Source organism: Rhizobium sp. RAF56 (genome assembly GCF_052113965.1).
In the GTDB taxonomy this organism is placed as follows: Bacteria; Pseudomonadota; Alphaproteobacteria; order Rhizobiales; family Rhizobiaceae; genus Rhizobium.
On sequence record NZ_JBFRDU010000058.1, the window covers coordinates 1 to 19,931 of the forward strand.

A 19,931-nucleotide genomic window follows, 5' to 3' on the forward strand; every position below is an offset into this window, starting at 1 on the left:
AGCAGGATGTGCTCGCGGGTCTGCGGCATCGGGCCGTCGGCGGCCGAGCAAACCAGGATCGCGCCGTCCATCTGCGCCGCACCGGTGATCATGTTCTTGACGTAGTCGGCGTGGCCGGGGCAGTCAACGTGAGCGTAGTGGCGGGCAGCGGTTTCATACTCGACGTGTGCCGTCGAAATGGTGATGCCGCGGGCCTTTTCTTCCGGGGCCGCGTCGATCTGGTCGTACGCCTTGTACTCGCCGAAGTACTTCGTGATCGCTGCCGTCAGAGACGTCTTGCCATGGTCAACGTGGCCGATCGTGCCGATGTTAACGTGCGGCTTGTTGCGCTCAAACTTACTCTTTGCCATCTCGGCTCTCCACTATCTTTTCCCGCCAGGGGATGATTTCTCTTTATCGGTCAATTGGTATTCCGGTCACTTCTGACCGGAATACTTTGCCTGGATTTCGGTCGCTACGTTCGACGGGACCGGCGCGTAGTGATCGAAGGTCATCGTGTACTGAGCGCGACCCTGCGACATGGAGCGCAGGTTATCGACGTACTTGAACATGTTCGCCAGCGGAACGTTGGCGGCGATGACCACGGCGATACCGCGGCTCTCCTGGCCCTGGATCTGGCCACGACGGGAGTTGAGGTCGCCAATGACGTCGCCGACATAGTCTTCCGGCGTCACGACTTCAACCTTCATCATCGGCTCGAGCAGCTGAGCGCCAGCCTTCTTGGCTGCTTCACGGAAGCAGGCACGCGAAGCGATTTCGAACGCCAGGACCGACGAGTCGACATCGTGGAAGGCGCCGTCGATGAGCGTCGCCTTGACGCCGAGCATCGGGAAGCCAGCCAGCGGACCGGAGGACAGAACGCTTTCGATACCCTTCTGAACGCCCGGGATGTATTCCTTCGGAACAGCACCGCCGACGATCTTGGATTCGAACTTGAATTCTTCGCCTTCCGGGTTCGGTTCGAAGACGATCTTGACGCGTGCGAACTGACCGGTACCACCGGACTGCTTCTTGTGCGTGTAGTCTTCTTCGTGCTGACGCGTGATCGTCTCACGGTAAGCAACCTGCGGCGCACCGACGTTGGCTTCGACCTTGAACTCGCGACGCATACGGTCGACGATGATGTCCAGGTGAAGTTCGCCCATGCCGGCGATGATCGTCTGGCCGGATTCCTGATCCGTCTTCACGCGGAAGGACGGGTCTTCAGCTGCCAGGCGGTTGAGCGCGAGGCCCATCTTTTCCTGGTCGCCCTTGGACTTCGGCTCGATAGCGATCTGGATGACCGGCTCGGGGAACTCCATGCGCTCCAAGATAACCGGCTTCAACGGGTCGCAAAGCGTGTCGCCCGTGGTGGTTTCCTTGAGACCTGCGAGAGCAACGATGTCGCCTGCGAAGGCTTCTTCGATGTCTTCACGCGAGTTGGAGTGCATCTGCAGCATGCGGCCGACGCGCTCGCGCTTGTCCTTGACCGTGTTCATCACGGACGTGCCCTTTTCGAGCTTGCCCGAGTAGATGCGTGCAAACGTCAGCGAACCGACGAAGGGGTCGTTCATGATCTTGAACGCGAGCATGGACAGCGGCTCGCTGTCGTCTGCATGACGCTCGATCTCGGCTTCGGTCTTGAAGTCGATGCCCTTGATCGCCGGAATGTCGAGCGGCGACGGCAGGTAGTCAACAACCGCGTCGAGCAGCGGCTGAACACCCTTGTTCTTGAAGGCGGTGCCGCAGAACATCGGGTGGAACTTGACGTCGATCGTGCCGCGGCGAACGAGCGCGCGGATCTGTTCGTTGTCGGGCATGTTGCCTTCGAGGTAGGCTTCCATCGCGGCCTCGTCGATCTCGACAACGGCCTCGATCAGCTTTTCGCGATATTCCTCGGCCTTGGCCTTCATGTCTTCCGGGATTTCGACGACGTCCCACTGAGCGCCGAGCGATTCGTCGCGCCAGACGAGAGCATTCATCTCGATCAGGTCGATAACGCCCTTGAACTCGGTTTCAGCGCCGATCGGCAGCTGCATGACAACAGCGGTCGCGCCGAGACGGGTCTTGATCATCTCGACCGAGCGATAGAAGTCGGCGCCGGTCTTGTCCATCTTGTTGCAGAAGATCATGCGCGGAACGTTGTACTTCTCAGCCTGACGCCAGACGGTTTCCGTCTGCGGCTCTACGCCGGCGTTGGCATCGAGAAGGGCGATCGCACCGTCGAGAACGCGCAGCGAACGCTCGACTTCGATCGTGAAGTCGACGTGGCCGGGGGTGTCGATGATGTTGAAGCGGCGCGTCTTGCCGTCACGGCCCTTCCAGTAGGTCGTGGTGGCGGCAGACGTGATCGTGATGCCGCGCTCCTGCTCCTGCTCCATCCAGTCCATCGTGGCTGCGCCATCGTGAACTTCACCGATCTTGTGCGACTTGCCGGTGTAATAAAGAATACGCTCGGTCGTCGTGGTCTTGCCGGCGTCGATATGCGCCATAATACCGAAATTTCGGTAGTCTTCGATTTTGTATTCGCGAGCCATTGTGGACTGCCTTTTGATACCGTTCGATTACCAGCGATAGTGCGAGAACGCACGGTTGGCATCTGCCATCTTGTGCGTGTCTTCGCGCTTCTTAACCGCGCTGCCGCGGTTGTTGGCGGCGTCCAGAAGTTCACCCGAGAGGCGATCGACCATGGTAGTTTCGTTGCGCTTGCGGGCGGCGGCGATCAGCCAGCGAATGGCGAGGGCCTGGCGGCGCTCCGGACGAACATCGACGGGAACCTGGTAGGTCGCACCACCAACGCGGCGCGAGCGCACTTCGACGTGCGGCGCAATGTTGTCCAGAGCCTGATGGAACACGCCGAGCGGCTCCTGCTTGGACTTGCCCTGCACGTTGTCGAATGCACCGTAAACGATGTTTTCAGCGACGGACTTCTTACCGTGCAGCATGATCGCGTTCATGAACTTGGTTACAACCAGATCACCGAACTTCGGATCCGGGTTGATTTCGCGCTTCTCTGCTCTGTGACGACGGGACATACTTTTTGTCTCTCAAACTGTTGATGCGCTTTATAACGCGGAGAACCTCGCGCAGCGCCGGATTTTATGAAACCGAATTACTTCGGACGCTTCGCACCGTACTTCGAACGGCGCTGCTTGCGGTTCTTGACACCCTGGGTATCGAGAACGCCGCGGATGATGTGGTAGCGAACACCCGGAAGGTCCTTCACGCGGCCGCCGCGGATCATGACCACGGAGTGCTCCTGAAGGTTATGACCTTCGCCGGGGATGTAACCAATGACTTCAAAGCCGTTGGTCAGGCGGATCTTTGCGACCTTACGCAGAGCCGAGTTCGGCTTCTTCGGCGTCGTCGTGTAGACGCGGGTGCAAACACCGCGCTTCTGCGGGTTCTCCTGGAGAGCGGGAACCTTATTACGCTTTACCTGCGCCTGGCGAGGCTTGCGGATCAGCTGGTTTACGGTAGGCATTCAACCATCCCTTGCAAAATCTTGTCTCGACACCCTTACGGGCTTCTATTCGCCGTCTCCGGCACTCCACACGAACAATCACCTCAATGCGCAAAGAGTGGCCCGACCCGCTTTCGCAGATGGACCACCATAAGCAGAGGACGCAACAGTGCGTCATGCGTGCAGCATTCTGTCTTCAACGTGCGTTTGGAACCTTGTTTGAGACGAACTCCAGAGCGCGTCGCTCCGAACAGCCAAACCTCACATGGGATCCGATGGCGGCGGTACTACTGGTTTAACGCCGCTTCGTCAAGGCCGGTTAAGAAATTATCTTCGGCCCGGAGGCCTGAACCCCCTGCCCTGCAGGCATTTCGCGCCTCGATGTGGCATCCGCGAGGCAGCCATGCAATATAAATTTAGGCATTTCGCCGAAAAGTCTGTAAAGAATCGCGAAACGCGTCCCAGGGACAAATTGGACAACCGGAGATTCGTAGAAGGCGAATCGCCACAGTGCCTAAGGAAGATTGATGATCACCACGCCTGACAACGACAACAAGTATGACGGCCCAATGGTCTTCATCATCATCGGTAAGGGATATGAGACAGACGGAAGCGAGGGCACCGATCTGCACGTCATGTTAAAGGCTCCGGACGACGACACCGCCGTGCGCGAGGCCTTGAATGCGCTTGCCGAGGAAGGTTTTATCGAAGCAGACCTCGACCAGATCGGCATGATTACCGAAATTCCGGAAGAAGAACCGCACGCCTCCGCATATCAGGGCGCCCTTCAAGGCGAAGTGTCCATCATCCGCTTTGCCTGAGCCGCGCGAGTTAAGATGCCCCGCTAAGCCATTGCTATCACAGATGACTTTCGTGCGTCGCTGACATTGTTGACGCGGATGGCTGGCGAATTGGCATCCAAGCGCTGACGCAAGCAGCCCAATGAATTCTCCCACTTATACAAGCGTGAAGAACGCCGGCGGTGTCTCCGGCGGTTTTTTCAGTGCGTCTCCTCTCCCTTGTCACATGGATGGAACACGCGGCTGATAGTTGCGCGGCGGGACATTGAATTAAAGGAGCCGACATGCCCAGTTTCACCAAGATTTTCGCCGTCAGCGTTGCCCTTGCCATTGCCATTGCATCGCCAGTGTTCGCCGATGACGCAAAGCCATTTTCCGATGCGAAGGAGATCAACCTCATTGACCTCCTGCCGCCGCCGCCCGCCAACGATTCCGCACAGATGAAGGCGGAACTCGGGGAAATCCTTACCATTCAGGTGACCCGCACTCCTGAGATGGAAGCCCGGGCCATCGCGGATGCCGAGGAAAACGTCTGGCGCTTCTCGGACGTGATAAACGATCCGAAGTTCACCAAGGAAAACCTGCCGAAGTTTAGCGCCTTCTTCGACCGCGTCGTCGAGACCGAGGGCGCCGTCGTCGATCCCGCCAAGGACGTCTGGAAGCGCCCCCGCCCGCATCTCTATAGCGATCTTGTAAAGCCGGTCGTCCCGCTGTCGAAGTCCGGCGCCTATCCGTCCGGCCACACGACGGTTGGAACGCTCATGGGTATCGTTCTCTCAAACATGGTGCCGGAGAAGAAGCCGGCGATCATGGCGCGGGCCTGGGAGTACGGCCATAACCGCATCGTCGGCGGCATCCACTACCAGACCGACATCGAGGCGGGCCGCATCGCCGGTACAGTGATCGCTCAGACGATCATGACGCATGCCGACTACAAGACTGAGTTCGAAGCCGCCAAGGCGGAGCTTCGCCAGGTTCTTGGCCTTTAAAAGACTGCATCAAACAAAGTTCGACATTGAAAAGCCGCTGGAGGCAACTCCGGCCGCTTTTCTTCTCTGCGAGCTGGCATGACGTTGGCGCGCCAGCGAAAGGAGCATGAAAAAAGCCGCCGGAATTGCTTCCGGCGGCTTCTATTGTTAGGCGGAGCCTACCGATTATTCGGCGGCCGGAGCGCTTTCGCCGGCCATGTCCTGCAGCATCGGCGTTGCCACCGCGGCACCCGTGCCCTTGCGGCGCTCCTCGAGGATCATCTCGTCGCGAGCCGTCGCGATGCGGCGGATCTGCGTCATCGTACCACCGGTACCGGCCGGGATAAGGCGGCCGACAATGACGTTCTCCTTGAGGCCCTGCAGGCCGTCGGTCTTGCCGGCGATCGCGGCTTCCGTCAGCACCTTCGTCGTTTCCTGGAAGGACGCGGCGGAGATGAACGACGGGGTCTGCAGCGACGCCTTGGTGATGCCGAGCAGAACCGGGTCGCCATAGGCGGGCTTCTTGCCGACTTCGATCAACGAGTCGTTGGTGTCGTCCAGCTCGATACGGTCGACGTTGTCGCCGACGATGTACTGGCTGTCGCCCGCATCGGTGATTTCCACCTTCTGCAGCATCTGACGAACAATCACTTCGATGTGCTTGTCGTTGATGACAACGCCCTGCAAGCGATAGACTTCCTGGATTTCATTGACGAGGTAGGAAGCCAAGGCTTCCACGCCCTTGATCGCCAGGATGTCGTGCGGCGCCGGGTTACCGTCGAGGATGTAGTCACCCTTTTCGATATAGTCGCCGTCCTGAAGGTGGAAGGGCTTGCCCTTCGGGATCAGGTACTCGACCGGTTCGACACCGTCTTCCGCCGGCTCGATGATGACGCGGCGCTTGTTCTTGTAGTCGCGGCCGAGGCGGATCGTACCATCGATCTCTGCGATGATGGCATGGTCCTTCGGACGACGCGCTTCGAACAGTTCGGCCACACGCGGCAGACCACCGGTGATGTCCTTGGTCTTGGCGCTTTCGAGCGGCGAACGCGCGAGAACGTCACCCTGAGACACCTTCGTGCCCGGCTCGACCGACAGGATCGCGTCGACCGAAAGCAGGAAGCGTGCGTCGCCACCGCGCGCAAGCTTGGCGACGTTGCCGCTGGCGTCCTTGATGACGATCGCCGGCTTCAGGTCGGAGCCGCGCGGCGTCGAGCGCCAGTCGATAACCTGACGCTTGGTGATGCCGGTCGACTCGTCGGTCGCTTCGAGAACCGAGAGGCCGTCGACGACGTCTTCGAAGTGTACGGTACCGGCCAGTTCCGTCATCATCGGACGGGTGTAGGGGTCCCACTCGGCGAGACGCTGTCCGCGCTTCACCTTATCGCCATCGTCCACATAGATCTTCGAACCGTAGGCGACCCGCTGCGATGAGCGCTCGACACCACGTTCGTCGAGGATCTGAACCGCCATGTTACGGCCCATGGCAACGAGGTTGCCATCGGAGTTACGCAGCATGTTGCGGTTCTTGATCTGCACCGTACCTTCGTACGAGGCTTCCAGGAACGACTGGTCGACCACGGTTGCCGTACCACCAAGGTGGAACGTACGCATGGTCAGCTGCGTGCCCGGCTCGCCGATCGACTGTGCGGCGATGACACCCACTGCCTCACCCATGTTGACCGGCGTACCGCGCGCGAGGTCGCGGCCGTAGCAGACCGAGCAGACGCCCGTCTGGATTTCGCAGGTCAGCGCCGAGCGGATACGGATCGACTGGATACCAGCCTTCTCGATTTCGATGACGTCGGGCTCGAGGATCATCTTGCCCGCGTCGGCGATGCGCTCACCCGTGACCGGATGATCGATGTTGTCGAGCGCGGTGCGGCCGAGGATACGGGCGCCGAGCGAGGCGACGACCTGACCGGCATCGACGATCGCCGTCATGGTGAGGCCGGATTCGGTGCCGCAGTCGACCGAGTTGACGATGCAATCCTGCGCGACGTCGACGAGACGGCGAGTCAGGTAGCCCGAGTTCGCGGTCTTCAAGGCGGTGTCTGCCAGACCCTTACGGGCGCCGTGCGTCGAGTTGAAGTACTCGTTCACGGTCAGGCCTTCCTTGAAGTTCGAGATGATCGGCGTCTCGATGATTTCGCCCGACGGCTTGGCCATGAGGCCGCGCATGCCGCCCAGCTGACGCATCTGGTTCGGAGAACCACGGGCGCCGGAGTGCGACATCATGTAGATCGAGTTCATCGGCTTCTGACGACCGGTCTTTTCGTCGAACTCGACGGCCTTAATGCGGGCCATCATTTCGTCGGCGACCTTCTCGGTGGCCTTGCCCCAGGCGTCGACGACCTTGTTGTACTTTTCGCCCTGAGTGATCAGGCCGTCATTGTACTGCTGTTCGTATTCCTTCACGAGCGCTTCGGTATCGCCGACGATCTTCGCCTTGGTGTCCGGGATCACCATGTCGTCCTTGCCGAACGAGATGCCGGCGCGGCAGGCATGCGCGAAACCGAGCTGCATGATGCGGTCGCAGAAAATGACCGTGTCCTTCTGGCCGCAATGGCGGTAGACCGTGTCGATCATCTTGGAGATGTTCTTCTTGGTCATTTCCTGGTTGCAGATGTCGAACGGCACCTTGAAGTTCTTCGGCAGCAGTTCGCCGATGAGCAGACGCCCAGGCGTCGTCTCGTAGATCTTCGAATAGGGCTTGCCATCCTCGTCAACCGACTTGAAGCGGCCGCGGATCTTCGAATGCAGCGTCACGACCTTGTTTTCAAGCGCGTGATGCAGTTCGCCGAGGTCGGAGAAAGCCATGCCTTCGCCCGGCTCGTTCTGGTTCAGGATCGACAGATAGTAGAGTCCGAGAACCATGTCCTGCGACGGAACGATGATCGGCGCGCCGTTTGCCGGGTGCAGAATGTTGTTGGTCGACATCATCAGCACGCGGGCTTCAAGCTGGGCTTCGAGCGACAGCGGCACGTGAACGGCCATCTGGTCACCGTCGAAGTCGGCATTGAAGGCCGTGCAGACGAGCGGATGCAGCTGGATAGCCTTGCCTTCGACCAGGATGGGTTCGAAGGCCTGGATGCCCAGGCGGTGCAGCGTCGGTGCGCGGTTCAAGAGAACCGGATGCTCGCGGATGACCTCGTCGAGGATATCCCAGACTTCCGGCTTTTCTTTTTCGACCAGCTTCTTAGCCTGCTTGACGGTCGAGGAATAACCCTTGGCGTCGAGGCGCGCGTAGATGAACGGCTTGAACAGTTCGAGCGCCATCTTCTTCGGCAGGCCGCACTGGTGCAGCTTCAGTTCCGGACCGGTCACGATGACCGAACGGCCGGAATAATCGACGCGCTTGCCGAGCAGGTTCTGGCGGAAACGGCCCTGCTTGCCCTTGAGCATGTCGGAGAGCGACTTCAGCGGACGCTTGTTGGCGCCGGTGATGACGCGGCCGCGGCGGCCGTTGTCGAAGAGCGCGTCGACAGATTCCTGCAGCATGCGCTTTTCGTTGCGGATGATGATACCCGGCGCACGCAGTTCGATCAGGCGCTTCAGGCGGTTGTTACGGTTGATGACGCGGCGATAGAGGTCGTTGAGGTCCGACGTCGCGAAGCGGCCGCCATCCAGCGGAACGAGCGGGCGCAGGTCCGGCGGGATCACCGGAACGACCTTCATGATCATCCATTCCGGACGGTTGCCCGATTCCAGAAAGTTCTCGACGATCTTCAGGCGCTTCATCAGCTTCTTCTGCTTGAGGTCCGACGTCGTGTCGGCAAGCTCGGCGCGCAGGTCGCCGGCGATCTTTTCGAGATTCATGCTGGCAAGCATCTCGTAGATCGCTTCGGCGCCGATCATGGCGGTGAACTGGTCTTCGCCGTATTCATCGACGGCGAGCATGTACTCTTCTTCCGTCAGGAGCTGGTGCTCCTTGAGGGCGGTGAGGCCAGGCTCGGTGACAATGTAGTGTTCGAAGTAGAGAACGCGCTCGACATCCTTCAGCGTCATGTCGAGCAGCGTGGAAATGCGGCTCGGCAGCGACTTCAGGAACCAGATGTGGGCAACGGGAGCGGCGAGCTCGATATGACCCATGCGCTCGCGGCGAACGCGCGACAGCGTGACTTCGACGCCGCACTTTTCGCAGATGATGCCCTTGTACTTCATGCGCTTGTACTTGCCGCAAAGGCACTCGTAGTCCTTGATCGGCCCGAAGATGCGCGCGCAGAAGAGACCGTCGCGTTCGGGCTTGAACGTGCGGTAGTTGATCGTCTCCGGCTTCTTGATCTCACCGTAAGACCAGGAGAGAATCTTCTCCGGCGATGCTATCGAAATCCGGATGGAATCGAAGTTTTGTGCAGGCACCTGCGGATTGAAAAGATTCATGACCTCTTGGTTCATGCCTGTCTCCTTCATGAGCGTGACGCCCTAAAATGCGATCAGTTCCGATAAATCCCGGGAACCGGACTGATGCTCAAAACGACAATAACCGCAGAATGCGGCGAAATCGTCCCTGCCAGGCCCGCACACTTTTGGCGGGGCGCCGACGGGAACGGTGCGCGCTGGTTACAGCGCGCACCTATCGATGTTACTCGGCTGCGTCCGGCAACTGGCCGGCTGACGCGTGCACGTCGTCGACCTTGGAGTTTTCCAGATCGACGCTGAGGCCGAGCGAGCGCATTTCCTTGACGAGAACGTTGAAGCTCTCCGGAATACCCGCTTCGAAGGTATCGTCGCCACGGACGATCGCTTCGTAGACCTTGGTGCGGCCGGCCACGTCGTCCGACTTCACCGTCAGCATTTCCTGCAGCGTGTAGGCAGCGCCGTAAGCTTCCAGAGCCCAGACTTCCATTTCGCCGAAGCGCTGGCCGCCGAACTGCGCCTTGCCGCCCAGCGGCTGCTGGGTAACGAGCGAGTACGGACCGATCGAACGGGCATGGATCTTGTCGTCGACCAAGTGGTTGAGCTTCAGCATGTAGATGTAGCCAACCGTTACCTGGCGGTCGAACTGCTCTCCGGTACGACCGTCGTAGAGGGTCGACTGACCGCTCTCTTTCAGGCCTGCCATCACCAGCATCGCGTTGACGTCGCCTTCGTGCGCACCGTCGAAGACCGGGGTTGCGATGGACACGCCACGCTTCCACTGGTCTGCCAGACGGACGACGGAGTCGTCGTCATATTCGCGAACTTCGTCACCCTTCGGACCAGGACCAACGATGCCGTCGATCGTCGCACGCAGCGGCTGGATGTTTCCAGACGCCTTGTAGGCTTCGAGCAGATCGCCGATCTGACGGCCCATGCCGGCGCAAGCCCAGCCCAGGTGCGTTTCGAGAATCTGGCCGACGTTCATGCGCGAGGGCACGCCGAGCGGGTTGAGCACGATGTCGACATGCGTACCGTCTTCGAGGAACGGCATGTCCTCGACCGGAACGATGCGCGACACGACGCCCTTGTTGCCGTGACGGCCGGCCATCTTGTCGCCAGGCTGGATCTTGCGCTTCACAGCGACGAAGACCTTGACCATCTTCATGACGCCCGGAGGCATTTCGTCGCCGCGCTGGACCTTCTCGACCTTGTCCATGAAGCGCTGTTCAAGGCGCGACTTGGATTCGTCGTACTGGCCACGGAGCGCTTCGAGTTCGCCCTGAACCTTCTCGTCCTCGACCGCGAACATCCACCACTGCGAGCGGGGATATTCGGCAACGACCGCGTTCGAAAGCTCGGTGCCCTTCTTGAAGCCCTTCGGACCGGCAATCGACACCTGGCCGCGCAGCATGTCGATCAGGCGGCCGTAGACGTTACGGTCGAGGATCGCCTGCTCGTCGTCGCGGTCCTTTGCGAGACGCTCGATTTCCTCGCGCTCGATCGCCATCGCGCGCTCGTCCTTTTCAACGCCGTGGCGGTTGAAGACGCGCACTTCGACGACGGTGCCATACGTGCCGGGCGGCATGCGCATGGAGGTGTCGCGAACGTCGGATGCCTTTTCGCCGAAGATGGCGCGCAGGAGCTTTTCTTCCGGCGTCATCGGGCTTTCGCCCTTCGGCGTGATCTTGCCGACGAGGATGTCGCCAGGCTGAACTTCGGCGCCGATGTAGACGATGCCGGCTTCGTCAAGGTTCTTCAGCGCTTCTTCCGAAACGTTCGGAATGTCACGCGTGATTTCTTCCGGACCAAGCTTGGTGTCACGCGCCATCACTTCGAACTCTTCGATGTGAATGGAGGTGAACACGTCGTCGGCAACGATCCGCTCGGAGAGCAGGATCGAGTCTTCGTAGTTGTAGCCGTTCCACGGCATGAACGCGACGAGCACGTTGCGGCCGAGCGCCAGATCGCCGAGGTCGGTGGACGGACCGTCTGCGAGAATGTCGCCCTTGTTGACCACGTCACCGACGGTGACCAGCGGGCGCTGGTTGACGCAGGTGTTCTGGTTCGAACGCTGGAACTTCATCAAGCGGTAGATATCGACGCCGGACTTCGACGGATCGAGGTCCTCGGTGGCGCGGATAACGATACGCGTAGCATCGACCTGGTCGACCACGCCGCCGCGGCGGGCGCCGATAGCAGCGCCGGAGTCGCGGGCGACGACCGGCTCCATGCCGGTGCCGACGAACGGCGCTTCCGCGCGCAGAAGCGGCACAGCCTGACGCTGCATGTTCGAGCCCATGAGCGCGCGGTTGGCGTCGTCGTTCTCAAGGAACGGAATGAGCGCGGCCGCGACAGAGACGAGCTGCTTCGGCGAAACGTCCATCAGGTTGATGTTGTCGCGCGGGGCAAGCATGACTTCGCCGGAGTGACGGCAGACGACGAATTCGTCCGTGAACGAGCCGTCAGTGCCAAGTTCGGCGTTGGCCTGTGCCACGTAGTACTTGGCCTCTTCCATGGCGGAGAGGTAGAGCACATCGTTGGTCACCTTGCCGTCGATGATGCGACGGTAAGGGCTCTCGATGAAGCCGTACTTGTTGACGCGGGCGAAGGTCGCGAGCGAGTTGATCAGACCGATGTTCGGGCCTTCCGGCGTCTCGATCGGGCAGATACGGCCATAGTGCGTCGGATGAACGTCGCGGACTTCGAAGCCGGCGCGCTCGCGGGTCAGACCACCCGGACCAAGCGCCGAAAGACGACGCTTGTGCGTGATTTCCGAGAGCGGGTTCACCTGGTCCATGAACTGCGACAGCTGCGAGGAGCCGAAGAATTCGCGGACGGCGGCAGCCGCCGGCTTGGCGTTGATCAGGTCCTGCGGCATGACGGTGTCGATTTCGATCGACGACATGCGCTCCTTGATCGCGCGCTCCATGCGCAGCAGGCCGAGGCGATACTGGTTTTCCATCAGCTCGCCGACCGAACGGACGCGGCGGTTGCCGAGGTTGTCGATATCGTCGATCTCGCCCTTGCCGTCGCGCAGTTCGACCAGCATCTTGACCACGGCCAAGATGTCTTCCTTGCGAAGAACGCGGACGGTGTCTGCGGCATCGAGGTCGAGACGCATATTCATCTTCACGCGGCCAACGGCGGAGAGATCGTAACGCTCCGAATCGAAGAACAGCGAGTTGAACATGGCTTCGGCCGATTCCATCGTCGGCGGTTCACCCGGACGCATGACGCGATAGATGTCGAACAGAGCGTCCTGACGGTTCTCGTTCTTGTCGGCGGAAAGCGTGTTACGGATGTAGGCGCCGATGTTGATGTGGTCGATGCCGAGTACCGGGATTTCGTCGAAGCCGGCGTTCAGGATGATCGGCAGGGTCTTTTCGTCGATCTCGTCGCCTGCTTCGAGGTAGATTTCACCCGTCTGCAGGTTGACGATGTCTTCGGCGAGATAGCTGCCATAGAGATCGTCATTGGTGGCCTTGAGAGCCTTGAGGCCCTTGTCCTGCAACTGGCGCAGCAGGCGCGGGGTCAGCTTCTTGCCGCCTTCGACAACGACTTCGCCGGTATCGGCGTCGACCATGTCGGAGATCGTCTTGGCGCCCTTCAGCGTCTCGGGCTTGAACGGAATGCGCCAGCCTTCGCCGTCGCGAGCAAACATCGACGTCGTATAGAAGGTGGACAGGATTTCTTCGCCGTCCATGCCGAGCGCCATCAGCAGCGACGTCACCGGAATCTTGCGGCGGCGGTCGATACGGGCAAAGACGATGTCCTTGGCGTCGAACTCGATATCGAGCCAGGAGCCGCGGTAAGGAATGACGCGGGCAGCAAACAGCAGCTTGCCGGAAGAGTGGCTCTTGCCCTTGTCATGGTCGAAGAAGACGCCCGGCGAACGGTGCATCTGCGACACGATCACGCGCTCGGTGCCGTTGACGATGAAGGTACCGTTGTTGGTCATGAGCGGCATATCGCCCATGTAGACGGACTGCTCCTTGATGTCCTTGATGGACTTGGCGCCGGTATCCTCGTCGATATCGAACACGATGAGGCGGAGAGTGACCTTCAGCGGCGCTGCATAAGTCAGGTCGCGCTGGCGGCACTCATCGACGTCGAACTTCGGCGGTTCGAATTCATAGGATACGAACTCCAGCATCGAAGCGCCGGAGAAATCGGTGATCGGGAATACCGACTTGAACACGGCCTGAAGGCCTTCGTCCGGGCGACCGCCCTTCGGCTCTTCAACCATGAGGAATTGATCGTAAGACGCTTTTTGAACCTCGATGAGGTTCGGCATCTCTGCGACTTCGGGGATCTTACCAAAAAACTTGCGTACGCGCCTACGACCATTGAACGAAAGGGTCTGAGCCATCGTCGCTCCTTCAAAATTGCATCCGGGCCTGCAACGGACGGGAAACGCTGGCCAGGCGACCCCGTCAATCAATGGGTTTGTTCAATCTCGTTCGACATCCGCGTCCACTCAGCCGGTTTGCCTTGTGTCGTCGGGTCGAACCATCCTCTTGAAGAACCCATTACCCAAAAGCCGTTTTGCCCGCGGCTTTTGGGTAATTCGTTCGGAAAAACGGCAAATGGGAGACGGCGCAAAGCCATCTCCCAAAAGCAGTTTTCAAGATTACTTGACGTCAGCCTTTGCGCCGGCGTCTTCAAGCTTCTTCTTGATGTCAGCGGCTTCAGCCTTGGAAACAGCTTCCTTGACAGCCTTCGGAGCGGCTTCGACGAGGTCCTTGGCTTCCTTGAGGCCGAGGCCGGTGATGGCGCGGACTTCCTTGATGACGTTGATCTTGTTCGCGCCAGTATCCACGAGGATGACGTCGAACTCGGTCTTTTCTTCTTCAACGACAGCAGCAGCGGCAGCGCCGCCGGCAGCAGCAACAGCTACCGGAGCAGCGGCGGAAACGCCCCACTTTTCTTCGAGAAGCTTGGACAGTTCTGCGGCTTCCAGAACGGTCAGCGCGGAGAGGTCTTCAACGATCTTTACGAGATCAGCCATTTTTATCAGTTCCTTTTGTTCGGTTCGAACCGGTTGGTTTTAAACAGCGAAAAACCGCCTTACGCGGCTTCGTCCTTCTTGGCGTAAGCCGAAAACACGCGAGCAAGCTGACTTGCCGGTGCTGCAACAACACTTGCGATGCGGGTAGCCGGAGTCTGGATCATGCCCAGCAGCTTCGCGCGCAGTTCGTCCAACGACGGCAGGGTCGCAAGCGACTTGACTGCATCGGCGTTGAGCGTGGTTGTTCCCATGGCGCCGCCCAGTACAACGATCTTGTCGTTGCCCTTGGCGAAATCCACGACGACTTTCGGAGCGGTGATCGGGTCATTGCTGTATGCAATGAGCGTCTGACCGGTAAAGAGATTGGAAATCCCTTCCGCTTCCGTACCCTGAAGGGCGATCTTGGCCAGGCGGTTCTTCGCGACTCTGACGGTGCCGCCAGCAGCGCGCATCTTCGAACGGAAGTCGTTCATCTGCGCGACTGTAGCACCAGCATAGTGGGCCACGACAACCGAGCCCGAAGCCTTAAAGACTTCGTTCAGTTCCGTGACGAATTCGCGTTTTTCCGCTCTTTCCACTGCTTATCTCCAGTTGGCAGGACCTTGTAACGGGCCCTACCGGGTTGCCTTTGCCTCCCGGGATCAGAAGCGATCCCAAGCGACGCTTGAGGATCCTGTCCCCTCGCGCTCCAGCCGGACGGCTGAGTGGCACAAGGCATCCAAGGCTCGAACCGAGATCTTTGAAGCCTGGGCTTCTTTGAATTCGGGTCTTACCCGTCTCATGCAGGCAACAGTGATTAAGGGACAACCACCTGCAATCTCGGACAGGAATTCCGGATTTCTCCGGATATCCCGGCCCCGAAGGGCCGGGAATTCATTGAGCACGGACCAAGGTCCGAGCCAAAACTTAAGCGGCCGGAGCCGTAACCGATGTCGGGTCGATCCTGACGCCCGGACCCATGGTCGAGGAGATGGCTACGCGCTTGACGTAGTTGCCCTTCGCACCAGCCGGCTTCGCCTTGATGACCGCGTCAGCGAAGGCGCGGATGTTTTCTTCGAGCGCCTTGGCGTCGAAGGAAGCCTTGCCGATGCCGGCGTGAACGATACCAGCCTTCTCGACGCGGAACTCGACGGCGCCGCCCTTGGAAGCCTTGACGGCGCCAGCAACGTCCATGGTCACCGTGCCGACCTTCGGGTTCGGCATCATGCCGCGCGGGCCGAGCACCTTACCGAGACGGCCGACGAGCGGCATCATGTCCGGGGTCGCGATGCAGCGATCGAAGTCGATCTTGCCGCCCTGGACGATTTCAACCAGCTCTTCGGCGCCGACGACGTCAGCACCAGCGGCCTTGGCTTCGTCAGCCTTGGCGCCACGAGCAAACACTGCGACGCGAACGTCGCGGCCGGTGCCGTTCGGCAGGTTGACCACGCCGCGGACCATCTGGTCTGCGTGGCGCGGATCGACGCCGAGGTTCATGGCGACTTCGATGGTTTCATCGAACTTGGCGACCGCGCGCTCCTTGACCATGCCGATGGCCAGGGTCAGAGCATAAAGCTTGGTCGGATCAACGCCTTCGCGGGTCTTCTGAATACGCTTTGCGAGTTTTGCCATGGAATTAACCTACCACTTCCAGGCCCATGGCGCGGGCGGAGCCCTCGATCATGGCCATTGCGCCGTCGATATCGGCAGCGTTCAGATCCTTCATCTTGGCTTCAGCGATCGTCTTGACCTGAGCCTTGGTGATGGAGCCAGCCTTCGTCTTGCCCGGGAGCTTCGAACCGGAGGTGATCTTTGCTTCCTTCTTGAGGAAGTAAGATACCGGCGGCTGCTTCATGATGAAGGTGAAGGACTTGTCCTGGTAGTAGGTGATGACGACCGGAATCGGCATACCCTTTTCCATTTCCTGCGTCGCTGCGTTGAACGACTTGCAGAATTCCATGATGTTAATGCCACGCTGACCAAGCGCCGGGCCGATCGGCGGGGACGGGTTTGCCGATCCTGCCTTGACCTGGAGCTTGAGCTGGCCTGCAACTTTCTTAGCCATATCTCTCTGCCTTTCACTATAGACCGGTTGCCCGGCCACTCGATGCCGGATCGCTCCGGCGGCTGCGGTTGCGTGGTTCGGGCCCGAAAGTCCGGCTAAGACCCCTACCCTTCCACGCGGTTGCGGACGACGCCGCAGAAAGCAAGTAGATCGCTACTTGCTTCCATTTCTCAAAAAGATCAGACCTTCTCGACCTGAGCGTATTCGAGCTCGACCGGCGTTGCGCGGCCGAAAATCGAAACTTCGACCTTCAGGCGCGACCGCTCTTCATCGACATCCTGAACGATGCCGTTGAACGAGGCGAACGGGCCGTCGGATACGCGAACCTGCTCTCCAATCTCGAACGAGACGGAGGCCTTCGGCCGCTCGACACCTTCCTGGACCTGACCGAGAATGCGCTCGGCTTCATAATCCGGGATAGGAACAGGCTTGTTGTCGGAGCCGAGGAAGCCTGTGACCTTCGGCGTGTTCTTGATCAGGTGGTAGGCCTCATCCGTGAGGTTGGCGCGCACCAGCACGTAACCCGGAAAGAACTTGCGCTCGCTATCGACCTTACGGCCGCGACGCACTTCCACCACCTTTTCGGTCGGCACCAGGATCCTCTCGAACAGGTGCCCGAGACCCTTCTGCCTTGCCTTCTCCTCGATGGATTCGGCAACCTTCTTTTCAAAATTCGAATACGCGTGGACGATATACCAACGTGCAGCCATCTTCATCTCCGCTGATATTAATTGCCCACGTGCAGCACGTAGCTAAGGATCCAACCAATGAGCTGGTCGGCAGCAAAGAAGAACAACGCCGCAAACACCACCATGATCAGGACCATAACCGTCGAGATCATCGTCTCGCGGCGGGAGGGCCAAGTAATTTTCGCCGTCTCGGAGCGTACCTGCTGCAGAAACGCGAACGGATTCGATTTGGATGCCATTGACTGCCCACGCAATTACGGCGCGTAAAGCTGACTCTGCCAGCCCCACGCACCGCGTGTCTGTTGAACCCCTACATAAACACCGTTTCCCTATTTAACAAGAGGGAATTCGATATCTGGCGAAATTTGCCGTCACGCGGCATCCAGGCCCGATAAGCAGCGAAAGTGGCGCGCTAGTCGAAATCCTGGAAAGACTGGCAGGGGCAGCAGGGCTCGAACCTACGACCTGCGGTTTTGGAGACCGCCGCTCTACCAACTGAGCTATACCCCTTCATGCCATCTCAACCGCCCGCCCGACCCTATCGCCGCGCCCGCATTTGAGAGGCATGGCGCTCCTTTAAGGCGCGGCGACGGGATTGGCAAGTCCGTTTTTCGTTTTTTCCAATCCCGTCCAGTCCTTCTCAAACCTTCACGTATTTGCGCCAGTCGTGCTCCTCCTTGAAGCCCAGCACCTCGCGAATCTTGCGGTTGGAGAGCAGCCCCTCGTACTCGCCGATTTCGCGGGTGAAGGGCACGTTCGGGTAAAATCGCCTGGCGAGTTCGCGCGACGGCGTGTTGGCCGAAACCGTATCGTTTGCGGCGTTGAAGACCTGATAGCCGAGCCCGTCCTTCTCGATGCAGAGATGAACGATCTGCCCGAGATCGCGCGCATCGATATAGCTCCAGGCGATACGCTTGCGCATTTCCGGATTGGCGAAGAACGTCGGAAACAGCTCGTATTCATGCGGCTCGATGACGTTGCCGATTCGCAGCGCATAGATGTCGGCACCCGAACGTTCCGCGAAGGCGCGGGCGGTCTTCTCGTTCAACACCTTCGACAATCCGTAGCTGTCCATCGGATTGACGTCGTAGTCCTCCTCCAACGGAAATTGATGGAAGTCGCGGTGGCCCTCGGCGAAGCAGACGCCGTAAGTCGTCTCGCTGGAGGCGACGATGATCTTGCGAACACCGAGCTTCACCGCCGCCTCGATGACGTTGTAGGTGCCCATCGTGTTGATGCGGAAGGTCTCATTGTCGGGCTTGATCAGAATACGCGGGATCGCCGCGAAATGGACGACCGCATCGAACGGCCGAACGCCCTTGCCCGCATCGAGATCGGGAAAATCGCAGTGCATGGACAGCGCGTTGAAGACTTGTCCCTGGTCGGTGATATCGACGATCAGATTGGTAACGCCGGGTCTGTCGAGCGGCACTAGGTCGATATTGTGGACCTCATAGCCCTGGTCGACGAGCCACGGCACAGCATGCCGCCCGGCCTTGCCCGAACCGCCGGTAAACAGAATGCGCTTCTTCATAGATATCCCTCCGCAAGCAAACCGTGGGGATAGATAAACACTTGGCTGGCTTTGGCAAGACTACTCGCCGGCTCGCATCCGACTACGAGATAGAACGCGAACGGCCGAATGCCCGCAGCAAAATCGTCGGTTCGCATGGCGCTGCGGCCGCACCATCCGCGGGTTCTGTACCGGATCGGACTGGTGCAATAAGCCCGCCTAAGACGCGAAAAAGCAAGATTTCAAGCCGCTTCAACCTGTGGAATAGTGGCAAGCGTAGCTTCGAGATTGCTGGCCTGTATCTTGAGATCGTATGCGACTTGAAGGTTCATCCAGAACTCGGGTGTCGTCCTAAAAAAGCGGCCCAGCCTAAGTGCAGTGTCGGTGGTGATCCCAACCTTCTCCGCGACGATCCGCTCTATTCGAGTGCGGGGGACACCAAGCTTCTTGGCAAGCGAATAGGGCTTCATCTCCAGCGGTTCGAGATAGAGTTCCCGAAGGATTTCACCGGGATGAATGGCCGGCGCCTTGCTTCCAGACATGACCAACATCTCCTTGCCTCGGCTAGTGATAGTCGATGATTTCAACGTTTTCCGGACCTGCGTCGGTCCAGACGAAGCAGATGCGCCACTGCTTGTTGATACGGACCGAATATTGTCCCTCGCGGTCACCCGAAAGCTTTTCGAGCCGATTGCCTGGCGGCGAGCGCAAGTCCGCGATATCCGATGCTGCATTCAAAACAGTTAGCAACTGCTGGGCGCGGCGTACCAGATCGGCCGGAAAGCCCTTCCTGATCGATCCGTCATCGATCGATTGCGTCAATTTATCCTTGAACGATCGGATCACACCTCGCCCTCCATTGGTATCATAAAATGATACGTTTCGAAGTCAAGATGAGAAAAAAACAAGGCCCCCGCCGTTTCCAGCGGGGGCCTTCTGAAGACCGAATGGTCTAAAGATTACTCGATGATCGAGGCGACGATGCCGGCGCCGACGGTGCGGCCGCCTTCGCGGATAGCGAAGCGCAGCTTTTCTTCCATCGCGATCGGCACGATCAGCTCGACGTCAACCGTGACGTTGTCGCCAGGCATGACCATTTCCGTGC

17 protein-coding genes, 1 tRNA gene and 1 pseudogene are annotated in these 19,931 nt (G+C 59.4%); 2 read left to right on the top strand and 17 right to left on the bottom strand.

Going from position 1 to position 19,931, the window contains the following annotated elements; genetic code table 11:
- From AB4048_RS26875 to rpsL, 4 genes are all read right to left on the bottom strand, one after another.
- Positions 1-350: GTP-binding protein (locus AB4048_RS26875; RefSeq protein ID WP_442205034.1), on the bottom strand; the 350-nt coding region annotated here is incomplete at its 3' end.
- A 66-nt stretch (positions 351-416) separates the two neighbouring features.
- The gene (fusA, locus tag AB4048_RS26880; protein WP_442205035.1) at positions 417-2,516 is read right to left on the bottom strand and encodes an elongation factor G; all 2,100 of its coding nucleotides are present in this window, start codon (positions 2,514-2,516) and stop codon (positions 417-419) included.
- Between the two features lie 27 nt (positions 2,517-2,543).
- Positions 2,544-3,014 (bottom strand): 30S ribosomal protein S7, encoded by a 471-nt coding sequence (gene rpsG, locus AB4048_RS26885; protein WP_442205036.1) that lies wholly within the window; start codon positions 3,012-3,014, stop codon positions 2,544-2,546.
- Between the two features lie 77 nt (positions 3,015-3,091).
- Positions 3,092-3,463: a 30S ribosomal protein S12 gene (gene rpsL / locus AB4048_RS26890; protein WP_003507760.1), complete on the bottom strand. Its 372-nt coding sequence runs from the start codon at positions 3,461-3,463 to the stop codon at positions 3,092-3,094.
- A gap of 506 nt (positions 3,464-3,969) precedes the next feature.
- Between rpsL and AB4048_RS26895 the strand changes: the two genes are divergently transcribed.
- Together AB4048_RS26895 and AB4048_RS26900 are read left to right on the top strand one after the other, a co-directional pair.
- Positions 3,970-4,263 (top strand): transcriptional regulator, encoded by a 294-nt coding sequence (locus AB4048_RS26895; protein ID WP_442205037.1) that lies wholly within the window; start codon positions 3,970-3,972, stop codon positions 4,261-4,263.
- A 263-nt stretch (positions 4,264-4,526) separates the two neighbouring features.
- Positions 4,527-5,231: an acid phosphatase gene (locus AB4048_RS26900; protein ID WP_442205038.1), complete on the top strand. Its 705-nt coding sequence runs from the start codon at positions 4,527-4,529 to the stop codon at positions 5,229-5,231.
- A gap of 165 nt (positions 5,232-5,396) precedes the next feature.
- Here the strand turns inward: AB4048_RS26900 and rpoC are convergent, their stop codons facing one another.
- The 13 genes and pseudogenes from rpoC to tuf all read right to left on the bottom strand — a co-directional run.
- Positions 5,397-9,608, bottom strand: coding sequence for a DNA-directed RNA polymerase subunit beta' (gene rpoC, locus AB4048_RS26905; RefSeq protein ID WP_442205039.1), 4,212 nt, complete (start codon positions 9,606-9,608; stop codon positions 5,397-5,399).
- Positions 9,609-9,795: 187 nt separating this feature from the next.
- Positions 9,796-13,941, bottom strand: coding sequence for a DNA-directed RNA polymerase subunit beta (rpoB, locus tag AB4048_RS26910; RefSeq protein WP_442205040.1), 4,146 nt, complete (start codon positions 13,939-13,941; stop codon positions 9,796-9,798).
- A 261-nt stretch (positions 13,942-14,202) separates the two neighbouring features.
- Entirely contained in the window at positions 14,203-14,580 is a 378-nt protein-coding gene (gene rplL, locus AB4048_RS26915) for a 50S ribosomal protein L7/L12 (RefSeq protein WP_442205041.1), read from the bottom strand.
- A 59-nt stretch (positions 14,581-14,639) separates the two neighbouring features.
- Entirely contained in the window at positions 14,640-15,158 is a 519-nt protein-coding gene (gene rplJ / locus AB4048_RS26920; RefSeq protein ID WP_442205042.1) for a 50S ribosomal protein L10, read from the bottom strand.
- Between the two features lie 328 nt (positions 15,159-15,486).
- The gene (gene rplA / locus AB4048_RS26925) at positions 15,487-16,191 is read right to left on the bottom strand and encodes a 50S ribosomal protein L1 (RefSeq protein ID WP_442205043.1); all 705 of its coding nucleotides are present in this window, start codon (positions 16,189-16,191) and stop codon (positions 15,487-15,489) included.
- Positions 16,192-16,195: 4 nt separating this feature from the next.
- Complete coding sequence (gene rplK / locus AB4048_RS26930) at positions 16,196-16,624, bottom strand: 50S ribosomal protein L11 (RefSeq protein WP_442205044.1); 429 nt, start codon at positions 16,622-16,624, stop codon at positions 16,196-16,198.
- 179 nt (positions 16,625-16,803) lie between these two features.
- Positions 16,804-17,334, bottom strand: coding sequence for a transcription termination/antitermination protein NusG (nusG, locus tag AB4048_RS26935; RefSeq protein ID WP_442205045.1), 531 nt, complete (start codon positions 17,332-17,334; stop codon positions 16,804-16,806).
- Between the two features lie 17 nt (positions 17,335-17,351).
- A complete protein-coding gene (gene secE / locus AB4048_RS26940) occupies positions 17,352-17,552 on the bottom strand; it encodes a preprotein translocase subunit SecE (RefSeq protein ID WP_442205046.1) in 201 nt (66 codons plus the stop codon).
- A gap of 195 nt (positions 17,553-17,747) precedes the next feature.
- Positions 17,748-17,823 (bottom strand) — tRNA-Trp (locus AB4048_RS26945).
- A 130-nt stretch (positions 17,824-17,953) separates the two neighbouring features.
- The gene (locus AB4048_RS26950) at positions 17,954-18,847 is read right to left on the bottom strand and encodes an NAD-dependent epimerase/dehydratase family protein (protein WP_442205047.1); all 894 of its coding nucleotides are present in this window, start codon (positions 18,845-18,847) and stop codon (positions 17,954-17,956) included.
- 221 nt (positions 18,848-19,068) lie between these two features.
- Positions 19,069-19,368: a HigA family addiction module antitoxin gene (locus AB4048_RS26955; protein WP_442205048.1), complete on the bottom strand. Its 300-nt coding sequence runs from the start codon at positions 19,366-19,368 to the stop codon at positions 19,069-19,071.
- A gap of 22 nt (positions 19,369-19,390) precedes the next feature.
- A complete protein-coding gene (locus AB4048_RS26960) occupies positions 19,391-19,672 on the bottom strand; it encodes a type II toxin-antitoxin system RelE/ParE family toxin (RefSeq protein ID WP_442205049.1) in 282 nt (93 codons plus the stop codon).
- A 113-nt stretch (positions 19,673-19,785) separates the two neighbouring features.
- A pseudogene (tuf, locus tag AB4048_RS26965) lies at positions 19,786-19,931 on the bottom strand (elongation factor Tu); the annotation flags it as partial.